Annotated in this window: 17 protein-coding genes; 9 read left to right on the top strand and 8 right to left on the bottom strand. The window is 67.4% G+C overall.

What is annotated here, in order from left to right:
• Positions 1 to 77: 77 nt before the first annotated feature.
• From HWX39_RS01195 to HWX39_RS01185, 3 genes are read right to left on the bottom strand one after another with little or no spacing between them, the layout of a single operon-like run.
• A complete protein-coding gene (locus HWX39_RS01195) occupies positions 78 to 1343 on the bottom strand; it encodes a hypothetical protein (RefSeq protein WP_175965188.1) in 1266 nt (421 codons plus the stop codon).
• A complete protein-coding gene (locus tag HWX39_RS01190) occupies positions 1343 to 1795 on the bottom strand; it encodes a hypothetical protein (RefSeq protein WP_244134868.1) in 453 nt (150 codons plus the stop codon). The genes HWX39_RS01195 and HWX39_RS01190 overlap by 1 nt, the downstream gene beginning before the upstream one ends.
• Positions 1795 to 2349 (bottom strand): hypothetical protein, encoded by a 555-nt coding sequence (locus tag HWX39_RS01185; RefSeq protein ID WP_175965187.1) that lies wholly within the window; start codon positions 2347 to 2349, stop codon positions 1795 to 1797. The genes HWX39_RS01190 and HWX39_RS01185 overlap by 1 nt, the downstream gene beginning before the upstream one ends.
• Before the next feature lie 407 nt (positions 2350 to 2756).
• On the opposite strand from HWX39_RS01185, the gene HWX39_RS01180 reads away from it, so the two are divergent.
• The 4 genes from HWX39_RS01180 (at position 2757) to HWX39_RS01165 (ending at position 7003) form a co-directional block, all read left to right on the top strand.
• Positions 2757 to 4073 (top strand): lipase family protein, encoded by a 1317-nt coding sequence (locus HWX39_RS01180; protein ID WP_175965186.1) that lies wholly within the window; start codon positions 2757 to 2759, stop codon positions 4071 to 4073.
• Positions 4074 to 4271: 198 nt separating this feature from the next.
• The gene (locus HWX39_RS01175; RefSeq protein WP_244134867.1) at positions 4272 to 5402 is read left to right on the top strand and encodes a 3-deoxy-7-phosphoheptulonate synthase; all 1131 of its coding nucleotides are present in this window, start codon (positions 4272 to 4274) and stop codon (positions 5400 to 5402) included.
• A gap of 16 nt (positions 5403 to 5418) precedes the next feature.
• Positions 5419 to 6387: a hypothetical protein gene (locus HWX39_RS01170; RefSeq protein ID WP_175965185.1), complete on the top strand. Its 969-nt coding sequence runs from the start codon at positions 5419 to 5421 to the stop codon at positions 6385 to 6387.
• Positions 6388 to 6574: 187 nt separating this feature from the next.
• Complete coding sequence (locus HWX39_RS01165; RefSeq protein ID WP_174917872.1) at positions 6575 to 7003, top strand: PRC-barrel domain-containing protein; 429 nt, start codon at positions 6575 to 6577, stop codon at positions 7001 to 7003.
• Positions 7004 to 7206: 203 nt separating this feature from the next.
• Here the strand turns inward: HWX39_RS01165 and dapF are convergent, their stop codons facing one another.
• On the bottom strand, positions 7207 to 8031 hold the full coding sequence (dapF, locus tag HWX39_RS01160; protein WP_175966025.1) for a diaminopimelate epimerase: 825 nt from the start codon (positions 8029 to 8031) through the stop codon (positions 7207 to 7209).
• A 325-nt stretch (positions 8032 to 8356) separates the two neighbouring features.
• Between dapF and HWX39_RS01155 the strand changes: the two genes are divergently transcribed.
• The 3 genes from HWX39_RS01155 to HWX39_RS01145 all read left to right on the top strand — a co-directional run bounded on the left by HWX39_RS01155 (position 8357) and on the right by HWX39_RS01145 (position 12496).
• Entirely contained in the window at positions 8357 to 9847 is a 1491-nt protein-coding gene (locus HWX39_RS01155) for an alanine/glycine:cation symporter family protein (RefSeq protein WP_175965184.1), read from the top strand.
• Between the two features lie 351 nt (positions 9848 to 10198).
• Entirely contained in the window at positions 10199 to 12277 is a 2079-nt protein-coding gene (locus tag HWX39_RS01150; protein WP_069260967.1) for a carbon starvation CstA family protein, read from the top strand.
• Between the two features lie 12 nt (positions 12278 to 12289).
• A complete protein-coding gene (locus HWX39_RS01145; RefSeq protein ID WP_009689042.1) occupies positions 12290 to 12496 on the top strand; it encodes a YbdD/YjiX family protein in 207 nt (68 codons plus the stop codon).
• A gap of 115 nt (positions 12497 to 12611) precedes the next feature.
• Here HWX39_RS01145 and HWX39_RS01140 read toward each other — a convergent pair whose 3' ends face one another.
• The gene (locus HWX39_RS01140) at positions 12612 to 13826 is read right to left on the bottom strand and encodes an MFS transporter (RefSeq protein WP_208458823.1); all 1215 of its coding nucleotides are present in this window, start codon (positions 13824 to 13826) and stop codon (positions 12612 to 12614) included.
• Between the two features lie 78 nt (positions 13827 to 13904).
• On the opposite strand from HWX39_RS01140, the gene HWX39_RS01135 reads away from it, so the two are divergent.
• Positions 13905 to 14291 (top strand): helix-turn-helix transcriptional regulator, encoded by a 387-nt coding sequence (locus HWX39_RS01135; RefSeq protein WP_175965183.1) that lies wholly within the window; start codon positions 13905 to 13907, stop codon positions 14289 to 14291.
• Positions 14292 to 14487: 196 nt separating this feature from the next.
• The gene (locus tag HWX39_RS01130) at positions 14488 to 15108 is read left to right on the top strand and encodes a hemolysin III family protein (RefSeq protein WP_175965182.1); all 621 of its coding nucleotides are present in this window, start codon (positions 14488 to 14490) and stop codon (positions 15106 to 15108) included.
• Between the two features lie 58 nt (positions 15109 to 15166).
• On the opposite strand, the gene HWX39_RS01125 is transcribed toward HWX39_RS01130, so the two are convergent.
• From HWX39_RS01125 to HWX39_RS01115, 3 genes are all read right to left on the bottom strand, one after another.
• Entirely contained in the window at positions 15167 to 16573 is a 1407-nt protein-coding gene (locus tag HWX39_RS01125; RefSeq protein ID WP_175965181.1) for an MFS transporter, read from the bottom strand.
• Entirely contained in the window at positions 16570 to 17007 is a 438-nt protein-coding gene (locus HWX39_RS01120; protein WP_175965180.1) for a nuclear transport factor 2 family protein, read from the bottom strand. Before HWX39_RS01120 ends, HWX39_RS01125 begins: the two co-directional genes overlap by 4 nt.
• Before the next feature lie 118 nt (positions 17008 to 17125).
• Complete coding sequence (locus tag HWX39_RS01115) at positions 17126 to 17479, bottom strand: DOPA 4,5-dioxygenase family protein (protein WP_175965179.1); 354 nt, start codon at positions 17477 to 17479, stop codon at positions 17126 to 17128.
• Positions 17480 to 17931: the final 452 nt, after the last annotated feature.

The raw sequence follows: 17931 nt of genomic DNA, 5'->3' as shown, positions 1-17931 counted from the left end.
GGTGCGTGTGCATTGCCCGGCCCCGCCGCCACGCGGCCGGGCCGGGGTGCGATGCGGAAATCGCACGCACCGCCTCGTTACTTCAGCTTGACGCCCGGTACGAGATAGCGCGAACCGCCCGGCTTCAGGATCGGCGCGAGCGCCGCAAACGAAGCGTCGAGTTGCGGCCCGAGGCACGCACCCATCGCGTGCCCGATGCCGGAGACGCTGAACGACAGCTTGCCGGGTGCATCGAACCCGAACGCCAGATATTCCGGGAACACGTCGGCGCACGCGATCGAATCGCCGCTTCCATCCGTCGCACGAGTGCCGGATTCGCCCTTATCGCGCAGCCGCGTGATGAAACTCACCAGTGCGGGGCTCGTTGCCGGGTCGCCATCCTTGCCTGCCGTAGTCGCATCGATCACGCGATTCCAGTCGAGGTACGTGCCGCGCAGCAGGTCGAACGTGACCGGATCGTAGTGATTGTTCGGATGGGCGCCGCCGCAGTACGTACTGCCCGATTCCACGATGCCGAGTACCGCAGGCGACAGCCACGTGACCGTCACCTGTTCGTCGTCGTAGCCGCCGAGCGAACCGGCCGCCGGCTCGTCGTCGGTATAGCGGGTCGACGCGCATTCGAGCGCGGCGAGATTCTTCTGCCAGTGCTGCTGCTCGAGCAAGCGGTTGACTCGCGCCATGACCGCCGGATCGGGATGACGGCTCAGGCGCGGATACATGAGCTCCGTGCGCGGATCGCGCCACATCCGGTACGCGACGGTGCCGTCTCCGATCTCGGGGCCGGCCGGCTGCGCGTGCCCGGCGAGCTTCAGCGTTGCATAGGGCGCCTGCCGCATGTCGATGGCCACGCCGCTTGCGATGCCGCTGCCGACGCCGCCGGCGATGCGGTTGGTGATCGCTTCGACGGAGCCGGGCGCAACCGCGTCGGGATCGTATTCGGCGATGCGCCGCAGCGCGAAATTGCGCGTCTTGCCGGTGCGCGCGTCGGTCCATCGGCCGCGATAGCCGGCCTTGTCCCGCGTGCCCTGCCAGGTGGCGGCGGCATGATCGAAATTGGCTTGCTCGTTGAATCCCAATGGAACGCGCGCATCGTCCGGCAACTGCGTTCGCACGACCGGTTCGATCAATTCCGCGGGCGTACCGTGCAGTGGAATATCGACGCCGTACTGCGCATAGAAGTAGCGGCCCGAGATCGAACCATCCGCAGCCGGGCGATCGTCGAGTTCCATCACGACGGCGCCGGCGCCTTGCAGCGTTCCTTCGTAGACCGTGCGCGGCGCGGCATCCGCGAAGCCCGCGCGCAGCGCGATCAGCGCGAGCATCATCCTGATCAGCGGGCGCATCACCAGCGGCACCCGGTCTGTTCGGACGCGTCGACGTCCAGTGCCCTGCCGAACGCGGTCTGCTTGCCGGTGCGCGCGCTGGTATAGGTCATCGAATAGATCATCGCGCCCTGCGACGTCATCTCGTACCGCCCATTGATCCTGCCGTCGACCATCTCGACCCAGGTCGTCGTGAACTGGTGCGGTCGGCCCTCGGCGAGCACTTCCTCGTCCACGTGCTCGACCACCAGCGGCAGCGCCGTTTTTGCTTTCGCATAGCGGACCATGCCGCCTGACCAATTGACGGCGTCGTCGTAGTAGGTGCGCATCTCGAAGCGCACGGGTTTGTCGCCGTCCGATTTGAAGCAGTACACCTCGGTGGAGACCGTGGCGAACGCGGGCAGCGACGCGCAGAGCATCAGGGCGGCAAAGGTTGTTTTCATGATGGGCCGGTGAGGAATGAAGTACGGCATTATCCGAGCACGATCCGCGTGGCGCCCGCATCGACGAGCCGGAACAGCAGATCCTCGACGGCCGTCTCGGGCGCGGAGCCGAGATCCGTATCGACGCGCCACCCCTGTTCGGTGCGAACCGGTTCCGACAGGTAGTGAACGATCCCGTGCAGGCCATCTTCGGCCGGCGTGTTTTCGTCGTCGACATCGAACCACGCAAAGAACCACGTCTTGAACGCTTCGACGGCCGCGCTTTCGGCTAGACCGCCGGCCTCGATCGCGGCCCAGTCCCACACGAACGGGCGAATCGACACGGCTGCTGTTTCGAGGTCGAACGCCAGCGGCTCGAACGCCAGCTGCGTGGCGGAATCGACCCTCGCCGGCTGGCCGGCCGATTCGCCTTCGGTTGCGATGATGTCGGCCCGGCACGGCAACGCGAGCGGCCCTTCGGCGGCGAGCGTACCGTCGGCACGCCGGTAGGCCGGTTCGACGATCACGGCCGGTTGTGCGGCCGCTTTCGCGAGCAGGTCGGCATACGGTTGGCGGATGGCGCGGAGCAGTTCGGAGACGGTCATCGTGGCGAGTCGGTTGGGCAGGGGAGGGGCGATCGGTTACAGGCAAGCGGTGCACGGCGCGGCCGGCATCGCACGATGCGGCCTTCGGTACCGGACAGCCGTGATCGTACGGCACTTCGACAGAACACGGACAGTCGGCCGAACGGCCGGTGCGCCTCGCATCACGCGGCGGCGGTTTAGACGTTTACCTTCAAACAATGGAAAACGCCCATCGGGTGCGCGCGCGTTGTGCTTCAATGAATGCGGTTTGTACTCCTACTAAAACGACAGATTCAGAACAAGCCGGATTACTCATTCACAGGAGACAGTCGATGGCTCGGAAACGGTTTTGAAGCGGTACGCATGATGGTCTGTAACACCGCCGGACTTCCTTCGATGCAAGCAGGTTATCCCAGGGGCCCCCAACCATGTCCTCCAGACGTTTCATGATGGCCGCGGCGGCCGTGTCCGCCGCGCTGGCCGTCGCCGCACCGCCGGCCAGCGCCGCCGCGCCGACCGTGTCCGACCCGTTCTACACGTACACCGGTACGACGCCGCTGGCATCGATTCCACCGGGCACGGTGCTCAAGACGCGCAGCGTCACCTATCACGTGGCCGGCATTCCCACCGCGCTGACCGCGCAGCAGTTGCTGTATCGCACCCATAACGCGCTGAACCAGCCGGTCGTCAACGTGACGTCCGTGATCCGGAGCCCGGTCAGCAACGGCCGGGCGATCTCGTACCAGTCGGCCTACGATTCGCTGAACCCGTACGACGAGCCGTCGCAGGTGATCGCCGGCGACCGCGACGTCACGAAGGTCATCAACATCGGCACGCTGCTCTACAGCGCGGAATCGATTCCGCTGTCGACGCTGCTGCTGCTCGGCTACAACATCATCGTGCCCGATACGGAAGGCCAGAGCGCCGACTTCGCTGCCGGCCCCGAGTACGGGATGACCACGCTCGACTCGATTCGCGCAGCGCTCAATACGGCGTCGACCGGCCTGAACCCGTCGAGCAAGGTGGCGATGATCGGCTATTCCGGCGGTGCGATCGCGACGAACTGGGCCGCGCAGCTCGCGCCGAGCTATGCGCCCGAGATCAACAGGCAGCTCGTCGGCGCGGCGGAAGGCGGCGTGCTGGTCGACCCCGCGCACAACCTGCGCTACGTCGACGGCAGCATCGTCTGGGGCGGCGTAGCCGCGGCCGCGCTGGCCGGGCTGTCGCGCGGCTACGGCTTCGACCTCACACCCTATCTCAGCGATACCGGCGTTGCCGTGTTCAAGGACATCCAGAGCCAGTCGCTCGCGTACATCCTGCCGAAGTACACGGGGCTGCGCTGGGGCACGCTGTTCAAGCCGCAATACGCGAACGACATCAACAGCATTCCCGTGTACGTGACGTATGCGAACAAGGTGAATGCGGGGCTGGCCGCATCGCCGACGATCCCGATGTTCATCGGCCAGGGCACGGCGGGCGCGCTGGATGGCACGTTCAGCAGCCAGGTGGGCGACGGCGTGATGATGGCGTACGACGTGCGCGCACTGGCGCAGAAGTTCTGCGCGAGCGGCACGCCGGTCACGTACAACGAGTATCCGCTCGAACATGCGGGCGCGATCGTGCCGTGGGTGGCCGGCATGCTGCCGTGGCTCTACGACCGTTTCAACGGGAAAGCCGCGCCGAGCAATTGCTGGCTGACGTCGCTGCTGCCGAGCAATTCGCTGGCGCCCGAAACGCCGCACTAGCCGCCGCGCCGCCGCGCCGTGCGATGCGGCGCATGACCGGGCGACCCTGCGCGGGTCGCTTTTTTCTTTCGCCTTTTGATCTCCGTCGCGCTGCCGCCATGCAGCCGCACCCGCTCCCCCGCCGCAATCCGCCGCCGTCCCGCCCGGGTGCCATAATCGAGCCTGCCCATCATTCCAGACGTCCCCCGGAGAATCACCATGCAGAACCTCGACAATCCTTCCCACGATCGCGAGGTAGGCAGCGCCGACGCGACGCAGGACACCACGCGCATCGACGACGTCCGCATCGGCGCCGTGCGCCCGCTGATCTCGCCGGCGCTGCTGCTGGACGAATTGCCGGTGCCGCCCGCCACGCAGACGCTCGTCGAGGATACGCGCCGCGCAATCGGCGACATCCTGCACGGCCGTGACGACCGGCTGCTGCTTGTCGTCGGCCCGTGCTCGATCCACGATCACGACCAGGCGCTCGATTACGCGCGCCGCCTGAAGGCGGCCGCCGATGCGCTGCAGGACGACCTGCTGATCACGATGCGCGTCTACTTCGAGAAGCCGCGCACGACGGTCGGCTGGAAGGGCTACATCAACGATCCGCGTCTCGACGGCAGCTTCCGCATCAACGAAGGGCTGCGCGCCGCGCGGCAATTGCTGCTCGACATCAATGCGCTGGGCCTGCCGGCGTCGACCGAATTCCTCGACCTGCTGAGCCCGCAGTACATCGCCGACCTGATCGCGTGGGGTGCGATCGGCGCGCGCACGACCGAGAGCCAGAGCCATCGCCAGCTCGCGTCGGGCCTGAGCTGCCCGATCGGCTTCAAGAACGGCACCGACGGCGGCGTGCAGGTCGCGTCCGACGCGATCGTTGCCGCGGCGGCGAGCCATGCGTTCATGGGGATGACGAAGATGGGGATGGCCGCGATCTTCGAGACGCGCGGCAACGACGACGCGCACGTGATCCTGCGCGGCGGCAAGAACGGCCCGAACTACGACGCCGAACATGTCGAGGCGAGCTGCGCGGTGCTGCGCAAGGCCGGCTTGCGCGAGCAGGTGATGGTCGACTGCTCGCATGCGAACTCGAACAAGTCGCACGATCGTCAGATCGACGTTGCGCAGGATCTCGCGCGGCAACTGTCGCAGGGCGAGCAGCGAATCGTCGGCGTGATGGTCGAGAGCCATCTCGAGGCCGGGCGCCAGGACCTGAAGCCGGGCGTGCCGCTGAAGTACGGCGTATCGATCACGGATGCATGCCTGAGCTGGACGCAGACGGAACCGGTGCTCGACGTGCTGGCCGACGCCGTGCGGCAACGACGCGCGCAGTCGCGCAGCGCGTGACGCAGGCGATGCCGACATGAGCGATGTCCCGTCCGGCGGCGCACCGGCCATGCCGGGCGAACCCGCTGCTTCCGGCATGACGGCATCGACGGCGCCGATCCCGCCCGGCAAGCTGTACACGATGGCGGGCGTCGGCTGGGCGGCATTTCTCGGCTCGCCGCTCGCCGGCGGCATCCTGCTCGCGGCGAACGCGCGGCGTCTCGGCCACCGCGCGCTCGCACGGCGGCAGATTCTCGTCACGGCACTCGTCACGCTCGTGTCGATCGTGCTGTACGCGGCGGTGGCGATACCGGAAACCGCGGTGGTGCCGCACGCGCTCGTGCATGCGGTCGTCATTGCCGGTCTCGCCGGGACGATTTTCCACGCACGGCACGCGCAACGCGCGGCCGTGGACGCGCATCGGGCCGCCGGCGGCGCACTGCAATCGAACTGGCGTGCGGCGGGCATCGGCCTGCTGACGCTGCTCGGCGTCTGGCTGTCGATTGCCGTGGTGATCGTGGCGCTGGGTGTCGCGAGCGTGTTGAACTTCGACAACGACCTGCGGCTCGTGCGCGACTATCCGGCGCCGGCGGAGCTGCATCTGCCGGCAGGATGGCGGGTCGCGAACCAGCCGGAGGATCGCGGCGACGCGACCTACCGGATCCGGCGTTTCAGGTTCGGGCTGATGTCGGCGGGGATCGAGTTCGTCATCGGCGACAAGAGCGACGACACGCTGTCGAGCTTCTGTGACGGGATGGTCGATGCGTTCAAGGACGGTGGCAGCGCGATCGCATGGTCGCACCCGGAGCACGGCACGATAGCGGGCCGGCCCGCAATGACGTGCGAGCACAAGCGGGCGTTCAACGATGAAATCGTGCACCAGGCGGCCGTGCTGACGTCCGGCGACACGAAGACCTGTGCGCTGATCTACACCGCGCGCGAGGAAAACTACGCGCGTTACCTGCCGGAGTTTGACCGCGTGCGCGACTCGTTGCGGTGTCCGTAATGTCGCCGTCGCGCGGCGAGCGTGGCGGGGCTGCGTCATCGCGTCCGATGCAGCGTTGCGCGAGTGGCGCTAACATGGGCCGGTGCGCTGCGTCGTGCGCGAGCCGCGGTGCTTCACGCGGCGCAGGCATGGAGGCGGCTTGGCCGGCCGCCGACACCGACAACAATTCACCGGAGTACATGACAGCATGGCTTTCTACAAGACCCTCATCGCAGCAACCGTCCTCGCATCGAGCGTCAGCGCGCACGCGCAGATCGCGGGCGCGCAGCCGATCAGCGTGACCGTCGAGCAATCGCAGGCGCTGCTCGAAGGCTGGAGCGTGAAGAAGAGCGTGCTCGGCAAGGCCGTCTACAACGACGACAACCAGAAGGTCGGTACCGTGCGCGACCTGATCGTCGCACCGGACGGCTCGGTGTCGGCGGCGATCGTGTCGGCCGGCGGCTTCCTCGGCGTGGCCGCGCACGATGTCGCGGTGCCGATCGCGTCGCTCGACGTGCGCAACGGCAACATCTACCTGCCGGGTGCGACGAAGGATGCGCTGAAGGCGACGCCCGCGTTCCAGTACGCGAAGGTGCCGTCGCCGCCGAAGCCGAAGAAGCTCGACGACAAGCACTGATGCATGCGGCCCGGCACGTGCCGGGCCACGCCGACCGCGGGCGATGAATGGCCCCGCGCGTCGGCGCGATCGTTGGAGGCCGGGCGCCACGTCATGGCGGCGAACGGATCACGTTGACGATCGACGACGATGTGGCTGCATTGCCGCTGCGCATCCGGCGCGAATCGGTATCGTGATTCACGCCGCACCGCGAATGCCTGCGATCAGCTTGCCGTCACCTCCCCGTCCACCCACAACCCGTCGAACCCGAACGTGACCGGCCCGCTCAGGAACACGCTGTCAGTGCCGTCCCATTGAACGGTGACGTCGCCGCCGTCGCATTCCACCCGTACCGTAGCGTCGAGCAGCCCGCGCCGGATGCCGTTGACCACCGCCCCGCACGAACACGATCCCGAACCGAGCGGCACGCCGCCGCCGCGCTCCCAGATGCGCAGGCGAATGTGCGTGCGATCGATGACCTGAACGAAATGCACGTTGGTTTTCCGCGGAAACAGCGAATGCGTTTCGATGGCCGGGCCGAGCGCCGCGACATCGATCGCGCGGAGATCGTCGACGAAGAACGTGCAATGCGGATTGCCCATGTTGCACGCGGCCGGTGCGCCGGGCAGCGGCAGCGCGAGGGTGTCGAGCGCCTCGGCGAGCGGCACGTCCCGCCAGCCGGTGAGCGGCTTGCCCATCTCGACGCTGATGAGGCCGCTCGCCTCCGTCGAGCACACGAGATACCCGCGGGGAGTCCGCAGCACGAGCGACGACAGGCCGGTTTCCCGCATCAATCGCCACGCGACGCCGCGTGTCGCGCTGCCGCAGGTGTCGAGCGGTGAGCCGTCGGCGTTCCAGAACGCGACGCGGGCCGCCGCGTCGTCGCAGTCCGACACGACCGCGAGCTGGTTGAAGCCGATGCCGCGATGGCGGTCGCCCATGCGCCGGACGAGGTTGCCGTCGATCGCGTGCGCTCGATCCTGACCGCGCAGGTCGACGATTGCGAAGTCGTCGCCGTTCGCGTGCATTTTCTGAAATCCGATCGGCATGGCGGTTCCGGTATCGAGGCAGGCGATCACTGTACGGTGCGCGCGGGCCGGGATCAAGGCGGTTCGGGCGCGGGGCCATGCCGCGCCGTGAGATTCGCGGCGCCCGGCGCACGCCGCGCCGCCCGATTGCCGATCACGTCGTTGCAACGCCGCCCGGGTTCGTCGCGCGTCGCTTGGGGGACACCCCAATGTCGAAGCAGATCGTAAGACATGTAATATAAATGAAAGATAAATTCGGATTTGTCTGTAGTCGTGACGCCGCGCGGTCACGCAACGGATCCGACCCTCCGCCACGCGCCATCCTCGCCTTCAACAGAAACGCCTCATGGAACAACTCGTCGAATCGCTCAACGGTGTCATCTGGAGCCCCGCGCTCATCTTTCTCTGCCTTGCCGCAGGGCTGTACTTTTCGCTGCGCACGCGCTTCGCGCAGGTTCGCCATTTCGTCGAGATGCTGCGCCTGATGCGCGGCAGCAAGGCGTCGGCGGAAGGCGTGTCGTCGTTCCAGGCGCTGGCGATGTCGCTGTCGGGGCGCGTCGGCACGGGCAACATCGCGGGCGTCGCGACGGCCATCACGTTCGGCGGGCCCGGGGCGATGTTCTGGATGTGGCTCGTCGCGTTCCTCGGCGCGAGCACCGCGTTCGTCGAATCGACGCTGTCGCAGATCTACAAGGTGCGGCGCGAAGGGCAGTATCGCGGCGGCCCCGCGTATTACATCGAGAAGGGGCTCGGCATCCGCTGGTATGCGGTGGCATTCGCGATTGCCACCGTGCTCGCGTGCGGGCTGCTGCTCCCCGGCGTGCAGGCGAACGGGATCTCGTCCGCGATCGAGAATTCCTTCGGCATCGCGAAGCCCGTCACGGGCGCGGTGCTCGTGCTGCTGCTCGGGCTCATCATCTACGGCGGCGTGAAGCGGATCGCGCGCGTCGCGGAAATCGTCGTGCCGTTCATGGCGCTCGGCTACATCCTGATCGCGTGCGTCGTGATCGCACTCGACATCGAGCGCCTGCCGGGCGTCGTCAAGCTGGTGTTCGAAAGCGCGTTCGGCTTCGAGGCCGGCTTCGGCGCGGTGCTCGGCATGGCGATCCAGTGGGGCGTGAAGCGCGGCGTCTATTCGAACGAAGCGGGGCAGGGCACGGGCCCGCACGCGTCGGCTGCCGCCGAAGTGACGCACCCGGCGCAGCAGGGGCTCGTGCAGGCGTTCTCCGTCTATGTCGATACGCTGTTCGTCTGCTCGGCGACGGGCTTCATGATCCTGATCACCGGCGCGTACAACGTGGTTGCGCCGGGCGGCCGCGCGCTGTTCTCGGGCGCGGCCGGCATCGAGGCCGGCCCCGGCTACACGCAGATGGCCGTCGAATCGGTGCTGCCGGGCTTCGGCGCGGCGTTCGTCGCGATGGCGCTGTTCTTCTTCGCGTTCACCACGATCCTCGCGTACTACTACATCGCGGAAACCAACGTCGCGTACCTGAGCCGCGCGCGCAGTAGCGCCGCCGGCACGTTCGTGCTGCGCGCGGTGATCCTGCTCGCGACGCTGTACGGCGCGGTGAAGAGCGCGAGCGTCGCGTGGGCGCTGGGCGACATCGGCGTCGGGTTGATGGCGTGGCTCAACATCGTCGCGATCCTGCTGCTGCAGAAGCCGGCGCTCAAGGCGCTGCGCGACTACGAAGCGCAGAAGCGCGCGGGACGCGAGCCGTCGTTCGATCCGGCCGCGCTCGGCATCGCGAACGCGACGTTCTGGGAGAAGCCGGCGGCGGCAAGCGGCGTGCGCGAAAGCCGGGCAGAGCCGGTCGTGGCAGTCGAGCGGCAGTCGTAGCCGTGCATCCCGTGGCGGTGCGCCGTCTGCGAGGACGGCGGCCGCGCATTGCGGGAATCAGGCGTTTCACCCCAGCGGCCGGCACCTCTGTTGCCGGCCGTTTTGCATCGTGCCGCGACAGGCAGGGAGGGGCGATTTTCGACGCCTCCACCCGAACGTTGCGCACACATCTACGTAATTCTACGTAGCTCCGCATACGTAGTTATCCGCTTGTAAGCTCCCCCTGTCGCACGGAATACTACGGCCCATCGTCACGGCCTTTGCGAGGCCGTGGCGCGACGCATCGACGTCACGCGTGTGCGGCCACTTCGCCGCATGCCATCAAAACCACATTGGAGACCAGGAGACGCCATGAATCGGGCTTCCAGTACCCTGCTCTGGATTGCGGTCGCGCTGCTCGGCGCGTTCGCGTTCGGCACGATCGCACTCGCACACGGCGAGCGCGTCAGTGCCCTCTGGATCGTGATCGCCGCAGTCTGCGTGTATCTGATCGCGTATCGCTTCTACAGCCGTTTCATCGCCAGCAAGGTGATGCAGCTCGACGGGCTGCGGATGACGCCGGCCGTCAAGTACAACGACGGCCTCGACTACGTGCCGACCAACAAGTACGTGCTGTTCGGCCATCATTTCGCCGCGATCGCCGGCGCCGGCCCGCTCGTCGGGCCCGTGCTCGCCGCGCAGATGGGCTACACGCCCGGCATGCTGTGGATCCTGGCCGGCGTCGTGTTCGCCGGCGCGGTGCAGGACTTCATCGTGCTGTTCATCTCGACGCGCCGCGACGGCCGCTCGCTCGGCGACCTCGTCAAGATGGAGCTCGGCACGGTGCCCGGCGTGATCGCGCTGTTCGGCGCGTTCCTGATCATGGTGATCATCCTGGCGGTGCTCGCGCTGATCGTCGTGAAGGCGCTGACCAATTCGCCGTGGGGCACGTTCACCGTCGCCGCGACGATTCCGATCGCGTTGTTCATGGGCGTCTATACGCGCTACATCCGTCCGGGCCGCATCGGCGAAGTGTCGATCATCGGCTTCGTGCTGCTGATGGCGTCGATCGCGTTCGGCCAGCACGTGCACGATTCGCCGACGCTCGCCGCGTGGTTCACGTTCACGGGCACGCAGCTCACGTGGATCCTGATCGGCTACGGCTTCGTCGCATCGGTGCTGCCGGTGTGGCTGCTGCTCGCGCCGCGCGATTACCTGTCGACGTTCCTGAAGATCGGCACGATCCTCGGCCTCGCGATCGGCATCCTGGTCGTCGCGCCGGAACTGAAGATGCCCGCGCTGACGAAGTTCGTCGACGGCACGGGCCCGGTGTGGTCGGGCAACCTGTTCCCGTTCCTGTTCATCACGATCGCGTGCGGCGCCGTGTCGGGCTTCCATGCGCTGATCTCGTCGGGCACGACGCCGAAGCTGATCGACAACGAAACCAACGCGCGCTTCATCGGTTACGGCGCGATGTTGATGGAATCGTTCGTCGCGATCATGGCGCTGGTCGCCGCGTGCGTGATCGAGCCGGGCATTTACTTCGCGATGAACGCACCGGCCGCCGTGCTCGGCTCGACGCCGGAAGCGGTGGCCAACACGGTCACGCAATGGGGCTTCGTGCTGACGCCCGACATGCTGACGCAGACCGCGAAGGCCGTCGGCGAAACGACGATCATCGCGCGCGCGGGCGGCGCGCCGACGCTGGCCGTCGGCATGGCGCACATCCTGCACCAGGTGATCGGCGGCGAAGCGATGATGGCGTTCTGGTATCACTTCGCGATCCTGTTCGAGGCGCTGTTCATCCTGACGGCCGTCGACGCCGGCACGCGCGCGGGCCGCTTCATGCTGCAGGACCTGCTCGGCACGTTCCACCCGGCGCTCAAGCGCACCGAGTCGCTGCCCGCGAACCTGGTCGCCACCGCGCTGTGCGTGGCCGCGTGGGGCTACTTCCTGTACCAAGGCGTGGTCGATCCGCTCGGCGGCATCAACACGCTGTGGCCGCTGTTCGGCATCTCGAACCAGATGCTTGCCGCGATCGCGCTGGTGCTCGGCACCGTCGTGCTGTTCAAGATGAAGCGCGAGCGCTATGCATGGGTGACGATCGTGCCGACCGCATGGCTGCTGATCTGCACGCTGACCGCCGGCTGGCAGAAGATTTTCGACGCGAACCCGAAGGTCAGCTTCCTCGCGCACGCCGCGAAGCTGCAGGCCGCGGTGGACGAGGGCAAGGTGCTCGCGCCGGCGAAGTCGATCGCGCAGATGAAGCGGATCATCTTCAACGACTACATCGATGCGGCGCTGGCGGGCCTGTTCATCTTCGTCGTGGTGAGCATCGCGGTGTACGGCGTGATCGCCGTGCTGCGCGCGCGCCGCGAGTCGAAGCCGACCGTGCGCGAGACGCCGTACGAAGCCATGCCGGCCGCGCAGGCGCTCGGCAGCGGACGTTAAGGGGAGGCCGCGATGTTCAGCGATCTTGGCAGCGACCTGCGCAGCGCGGGGCGTTACCTCGGGCAGGCGTTGCGGCTGATGGTCGGCCTGCCCGACTACGATACCTACGTCGCGCACATGCGCGCCACCCATCCGGACCGCGAGCCGATGACGTACGAGGCGTTCTTCCGCGAGCGTCAGAATGCGCGGTACGGGTCGGGAGCGGGGAAGTGCTGTTGAGCGCGTGAAACGGCACGAACGAAGGGAAAAGGCGTCATGGGGTGAAAGCCATGACGCCTTTTTTTGTCGGCGCAAGGCGATCGGCTCGTGCAACGCATGCCGTCGCGCACGGCCGTCAGTCGTTGTCGTGCCTCAGCGCCAGAACCGCAGCCGCCCCCGCGGCGAGCGCGATCAGGGCCAACGCGACGGCGAAGCCGGTCGCGCCCGCCGTGAACCCGACGCGGTCGATCGCGTACCCGGTCATCACGGGCATCAGTCCCGCCGGGAGGTAGCCGCCGATGTTCATGACGGCGTTCGCCTCGGCGCGCCGTGCGTCCGACACGTGCAGGCCGATCAGCGTCAGGCCGCCGAGTTGCCCGAGGCCTTGCCCCGCGCCCGCGAAGAGCGCCGCCGCGACGAGAACGGCGGCCGACGACGCATGCACGGCGACGCACAGCATCACCATCGACAGCAGGGTGGCGACCGTGCCGGCAACGAACGTCGTACGGATCGATCCGCGCCGCGCGACGAACTGGACCCCGGTGGCGGCAATGAACATCGCGCAGGCCATTCCACCCGCGAGCAGCGGGCTGCGCACGTGCAGCAGGCGCGCCAGCAACGACGGACCCAGCGCAAGCACGAAGGAGGTCGCGGTGATGCCCGGCCCGAACACGGCGATGCCACTGGCGACATGGCGCCGGTTGTGCGCCGGTACGGACGGCAGGCGCAGCGGCGGCGCGTCGCCAGGCGCCTGCGCGGGCCGGTTGCGCGGCAGCCGCAGGGCGACGGCCAACGCGCTCAGCAGGATCATGAATTCGACGCCGAACACGAGGGTGACCGGATGGGCGGCGGTTTGCGCGGCAATCCCGGCGAGCAACGGCCCGAGTCCCGCACCGAACACCATGGCGACCGACGCGAGCAGCGCGGCCTTGCGCCGCTCGGTGCCCGCGAGATCGATCACCGACGCCATGCCCGCCGACACGATGACGCCCACCGCGATGCCCGTCAGCAAGCGGGCGACCGCGAGCATGGCGACGGACGACGCGGTCGCGAACAACGCGCACGCGATCAGCGCCGCGGCGAGGCCGGGCAGCAGGACCGGCTTGCGCCCGTAACGGTCCGAAAGCTGGCCGGCGACGAGCAGCGTACCGAGCAGGCCGACGATGTAGAGCGCGAAGATGACGGTCAGCGTGCCGGACGAGAAGCCGAGGGCGTGCTGCCAGGCAACGTACAGCGGCGTCGGCGAATTGGAGAGCATGAAGACGGCGGTGACCATCCAGGCGGCGTGCGCCATGCGCGGCACGGGGCGCGAGGCGGCGCATGGCGATTGGGGAACGGCGGCGTCGGACATGAACACACTCCTTGTACGAGTTTTTTCGAACTATAGCTTAGTTCGAAAAAACTCGTACAGGGTGATAAGCTTGCGGACATGAAACGAATTCATCCTGAACGGGCGGCCGACATCGTGCCGGCGCCTGCGGACTTGCCCGATCCGCTGCCGGAACCGGGCGTCGCCGAGCTTCGCCTCGAAACCATTCTTGGCGCGCTGGCCGATCCGTTGCGGCTGACGATCGTGCGCAAGCTGATGCTGGAATCCGAGGCTTACGACCATCCTTGCGGCTGGTTCGGCTTCGATCGCCCGAAATCGTCGCTCACCCATCATTTCAAGGCGCTGCGCGACGCGGGCGTGCTGCGCCAGCGTCAATACGGGCTCGAGCGGCGCAGCCGCGTGCGCACGGAAGATCTCGACCAGCGTTTTCCCGGCCTGCTGAAGCTCGTGGCCGAGTGGGAGCCGCCGTCCGGCAACGTCGGTTGACGGCTGCCGCGATGGCCGCCCGGCGGGACGGGCAGCTTTGCGATGCGGCGGCGTGCGTGACGCGCCGGGCATGCAGCGGCGAGCAACTGTGCGTGTGTCGGGCTTGATCCGTCCGCAACCCGGCTTCGTTTCCCGGCCGGTATCATGTGAGCTTGAGCTTTTGGCCCCCAATGAACCCGCACAGGAGGAACCCGTCGTGCATGCCGGTGAGCGTTTCAACAGCATTACCCATCTCGTCGGCGCAGTGCTATCGGTGGCAGGGCTGGCAACATTGGTGACGATGGGCGCGCTCAAGGGCGACGCGTACAAGGTGGTGAGTTTCAGCGTTTACGGCGCGATGCTTTGCGTGCTCTACGCCATCTCGACGCTTTACCACAGCGTCCGCAAACCCCGCCTGAAAGCCATTCTGCAGAAGTGCGACCACTCGGCGATCTACCTGCTGATCGCCGGCAGCTACACGCCGTTTACGCTGGTCACGCTGCGCGGCCCGTGGGGCTGGTCGCTGTTCGGCGTGAGCTGGGGGCTGGCCGTGTTCGGCATCGTGCAGGAACTGACGCTTGGGCGGCGTACGCGCATGCTGTCGATGATCCTGTACGTGATGATGGGCTGGCTCGCGCTCGTCGCGGTGCGTCCGCTGATCCATGCGTTGCCGCCGGTCGGTACCGCGTGGCTCGTGGCCGGCGGCTTGATCTACAGCGCGGGGATCTACTTCTTCATCAACGACGAACGTATCCGTCACGGGCACGGCATCTGGCATCTGTTCGTGCTGGCCGGGAGCCTGTGCCAGTTCGTCAGCGTCGCGATGTATGTCGCGTGAGCGGCGTGCCGCACCGATCCCGACGCGATGAGCCGCCGCGAGCTCGCCACAGCATGCGCTAGCGGCGCGTGGCGGCTCGCAGCGGCGCGGCCGGTTCGCCGGTTGCCGGTGTCGGCCGCGCCGTGATCCACCACGTCGTCGCGGCGAGGGCCGACAATCCGGTCGCGATGCCGAGCGCCACCCGCATCGCCGCCGGAAACGGCTGCAGCGTCGCGATGCACGCACCGAAGATCGCCACACCGAGCGCCGATCCACTCTGGCGCGCTGCGTTCAGCGCGGCCGCCGCCACGCCGGCGCGGTGCCGTTCGACCGTCCCGAGCGCGGGCGATGTCGCGGCCGGCGAGATGAATCCCGATGCAAAGCCGATCGCGAGCATCGGCGCGACGGCGAGCCACGCGGGCGTCGCCGCAGTCATGCCCGTCATGCCGAGCGCGCCGGCCGCATAGAGCGCGAACGCCGCACACATCGAGCCGCGCGCGCCGAAGCGCGCGGCCAGCTTGCCCGAACACAGTCCGCCGAGCGCGACCATCGCGGTCATCGGCAGGAACGCGAGCCCCGTGTCGAGCGGGCTCGCGCCGCGGATCTGCCGATAGAACAGGCTGAGCACGAACAGCAGGCCGTAGAACACGAACGCCGACGCCATCGATACGAACGTCGATCCGGCGAACAGCCGGTTGCGGAAGAACGCGAGCGGCAGCATCGGTTCGCGGCGTCGCGCTTCGATCGCGATGAACGCGCTCCACGCGACTGCGCTCGTGATCGCGCCACCGATGATCGGCAGCGAGCGCCAGCCGAGCGACGGGCCTTCGATCAGCGTGCCGATCAGCGCCGCGATCGCGACGATGGCCGTGGCCTGGCCGCCCCAGTCGAACTGCCGTGACCCGTCGCCGGCGGCGCGCGCGACCGTGCGGCCGAGCCAGATGCCGGCAAGCCCGAGCGGCAGGTTCACGAAGAAGAGGCTACGCCACCCGAACAGATGGATCAGCAGGCCGCCGATCAGCGGGCCCGACGCCATCGCGATACCGCCGCAGCCCATCCACAGGCTGATCGCCGAGGCGCGCGCGGCCGGTTCGGGGAATGCGCGGTTGAGCAGCGCGAGCGAGCAGGGCACCAGCATCGCGCTGCCGACGCCTTGTAACGCGCGGGCGATCGCGAGCGCCGGTAGGGTCGGCGCGACGCCGCACAGCGCCGACGCGGCGACGAATACCGCGAGCCCCGCGACATAGACGTCGCGATCGCCGAGCCGGTCGCCGAGCGTGCCGCCCGTCATCAGCAGGCTCGCGAACGCGAGCGTGTACGCGTTCACGATCCACTGCAGGCCGGCCACGCGGCTGCCGAAGGTGTGGGCGATGTCGGTGAGCGCGACGTTGACGATGGACGCGTCGAGCAGCACGAGCGTGTAGCTCACGCAGGTCGCGGCGAGCACGCGGCGGGCCGCGGCGCGGTTCGGCGCGGCGGCCGTCATGCGCGGTCGGACGCCGGCGCGGCGGCGCGCAGCGCGAGAAAGCCGACCCACCCCCAGTACACGCGATGATGCGCGATCAGCCCGTCGCGCAGATCCATCACCTCGACGAGATCGATCTGGTCGCCGTCCGGCGTGGCGCGCGGATATTCCCACGTGAGCTGGCGGCCGTTCGAGAGGAACAGCCCGGTGCGGTACCAGCGCCCGAGCCGGTTGCCCGGATTGCGCAGGCCCGCGGCGAAGAATGCGCCGATCGCGGCCTTGCCGTGCAGCACGCCGGAGCCGTGATCGGGCAGCGTGACGACGATCAGCGGCGTTTCGAGCACCGCGTCGTCGGCATACAGCGCCATCAGCGCATCGACGTCGCGCGCGACCACGGCCGCGTGCCAGCCTTCATAAATATGCCGGACATCGGCGTTGGCGTTGGCGTGTGACATGGCAGGTTCCGGAAGCATCGATAACGGAACCCACTGTATGGGCGCGCCGCCGCGAGACGTTTCACGTCGGCCCGAAACATGGATGTCGCCTGCGGGGCAGGTGCCCGCGCGCCGGCCCTTATCCGGCCAGCGCGTCGAGATTCAGCTCATACGATTTCCCGATCCACACCGCGCAATCGCGATGGTCGCGCAGTTCGTCGTTCGTATTCGGATGCAGGAAGATGTCGAGCGCGCCGTGGTTCAGCACGAGCCACGGCACGATGTCGTCGAAGCGTGCGGCGTCGAACGCGATCTGGTACGACCAGGCCGGGTGCGGGCCGACCAGGCGTTCGTGAAAGCGGCCGAGTTCGATGACCGCGCCGAACCGTTCGTCGACGACCTGGCGAAATGCCCAGGCCGCGTCGCGGCTGGCCGCATCGAAATAGACGTGCGCGTGCCAACTGTGGATGGCGGTGGTGTCGAAGGCAGCCATGGAAAGACTCGATAAAAATGGGCGTGCATGAGGTGCCGTGCGAAACGGCCGATGCGTGATTATCGCGCGTCCTTGGCGTGCGCGTCGTGTCGCTATCCGGCAATCCGGATGCGATGACTTGTCCTGGATCACAAGAGCCGTTCGATTCGATCAGGCCGGGGTTTGGAATACCCGGTATCCGCCCGCGCGATATCACGCCGGAAGCCTTGCCGGCAGGTGCACGAGCCGCGATCGCACCGGCAACACGTCATTTCGGAAATTGAAAAAGCGCTGCGTGCGCCGCTCCGGATCGTCTGAACCAATGCGATCAGGGCGTTGAATGAAATAAAGAAATTCCTGTTTGGCGGGATTCGCGTATGACGCGGTTTGCGCACCGGATTTCGAAGCCGAAAATATCAATTGCGGAATCGGCTATTCATGCGGAATGCAGCGCGTCATACGATGGTTTCAAC

It is taken from the genome of Burkholderia sp. BCC0322, assembly GCF_902833045.1.
GTDB lineage: Bacteria > Pseudomonadota > Gammaproteobacteria > Burkholderiales > Burkholderiaceae > Burkholderia.
This window is presented reverse-complemented; position numbering and strand designations above follow the sequence as displayed.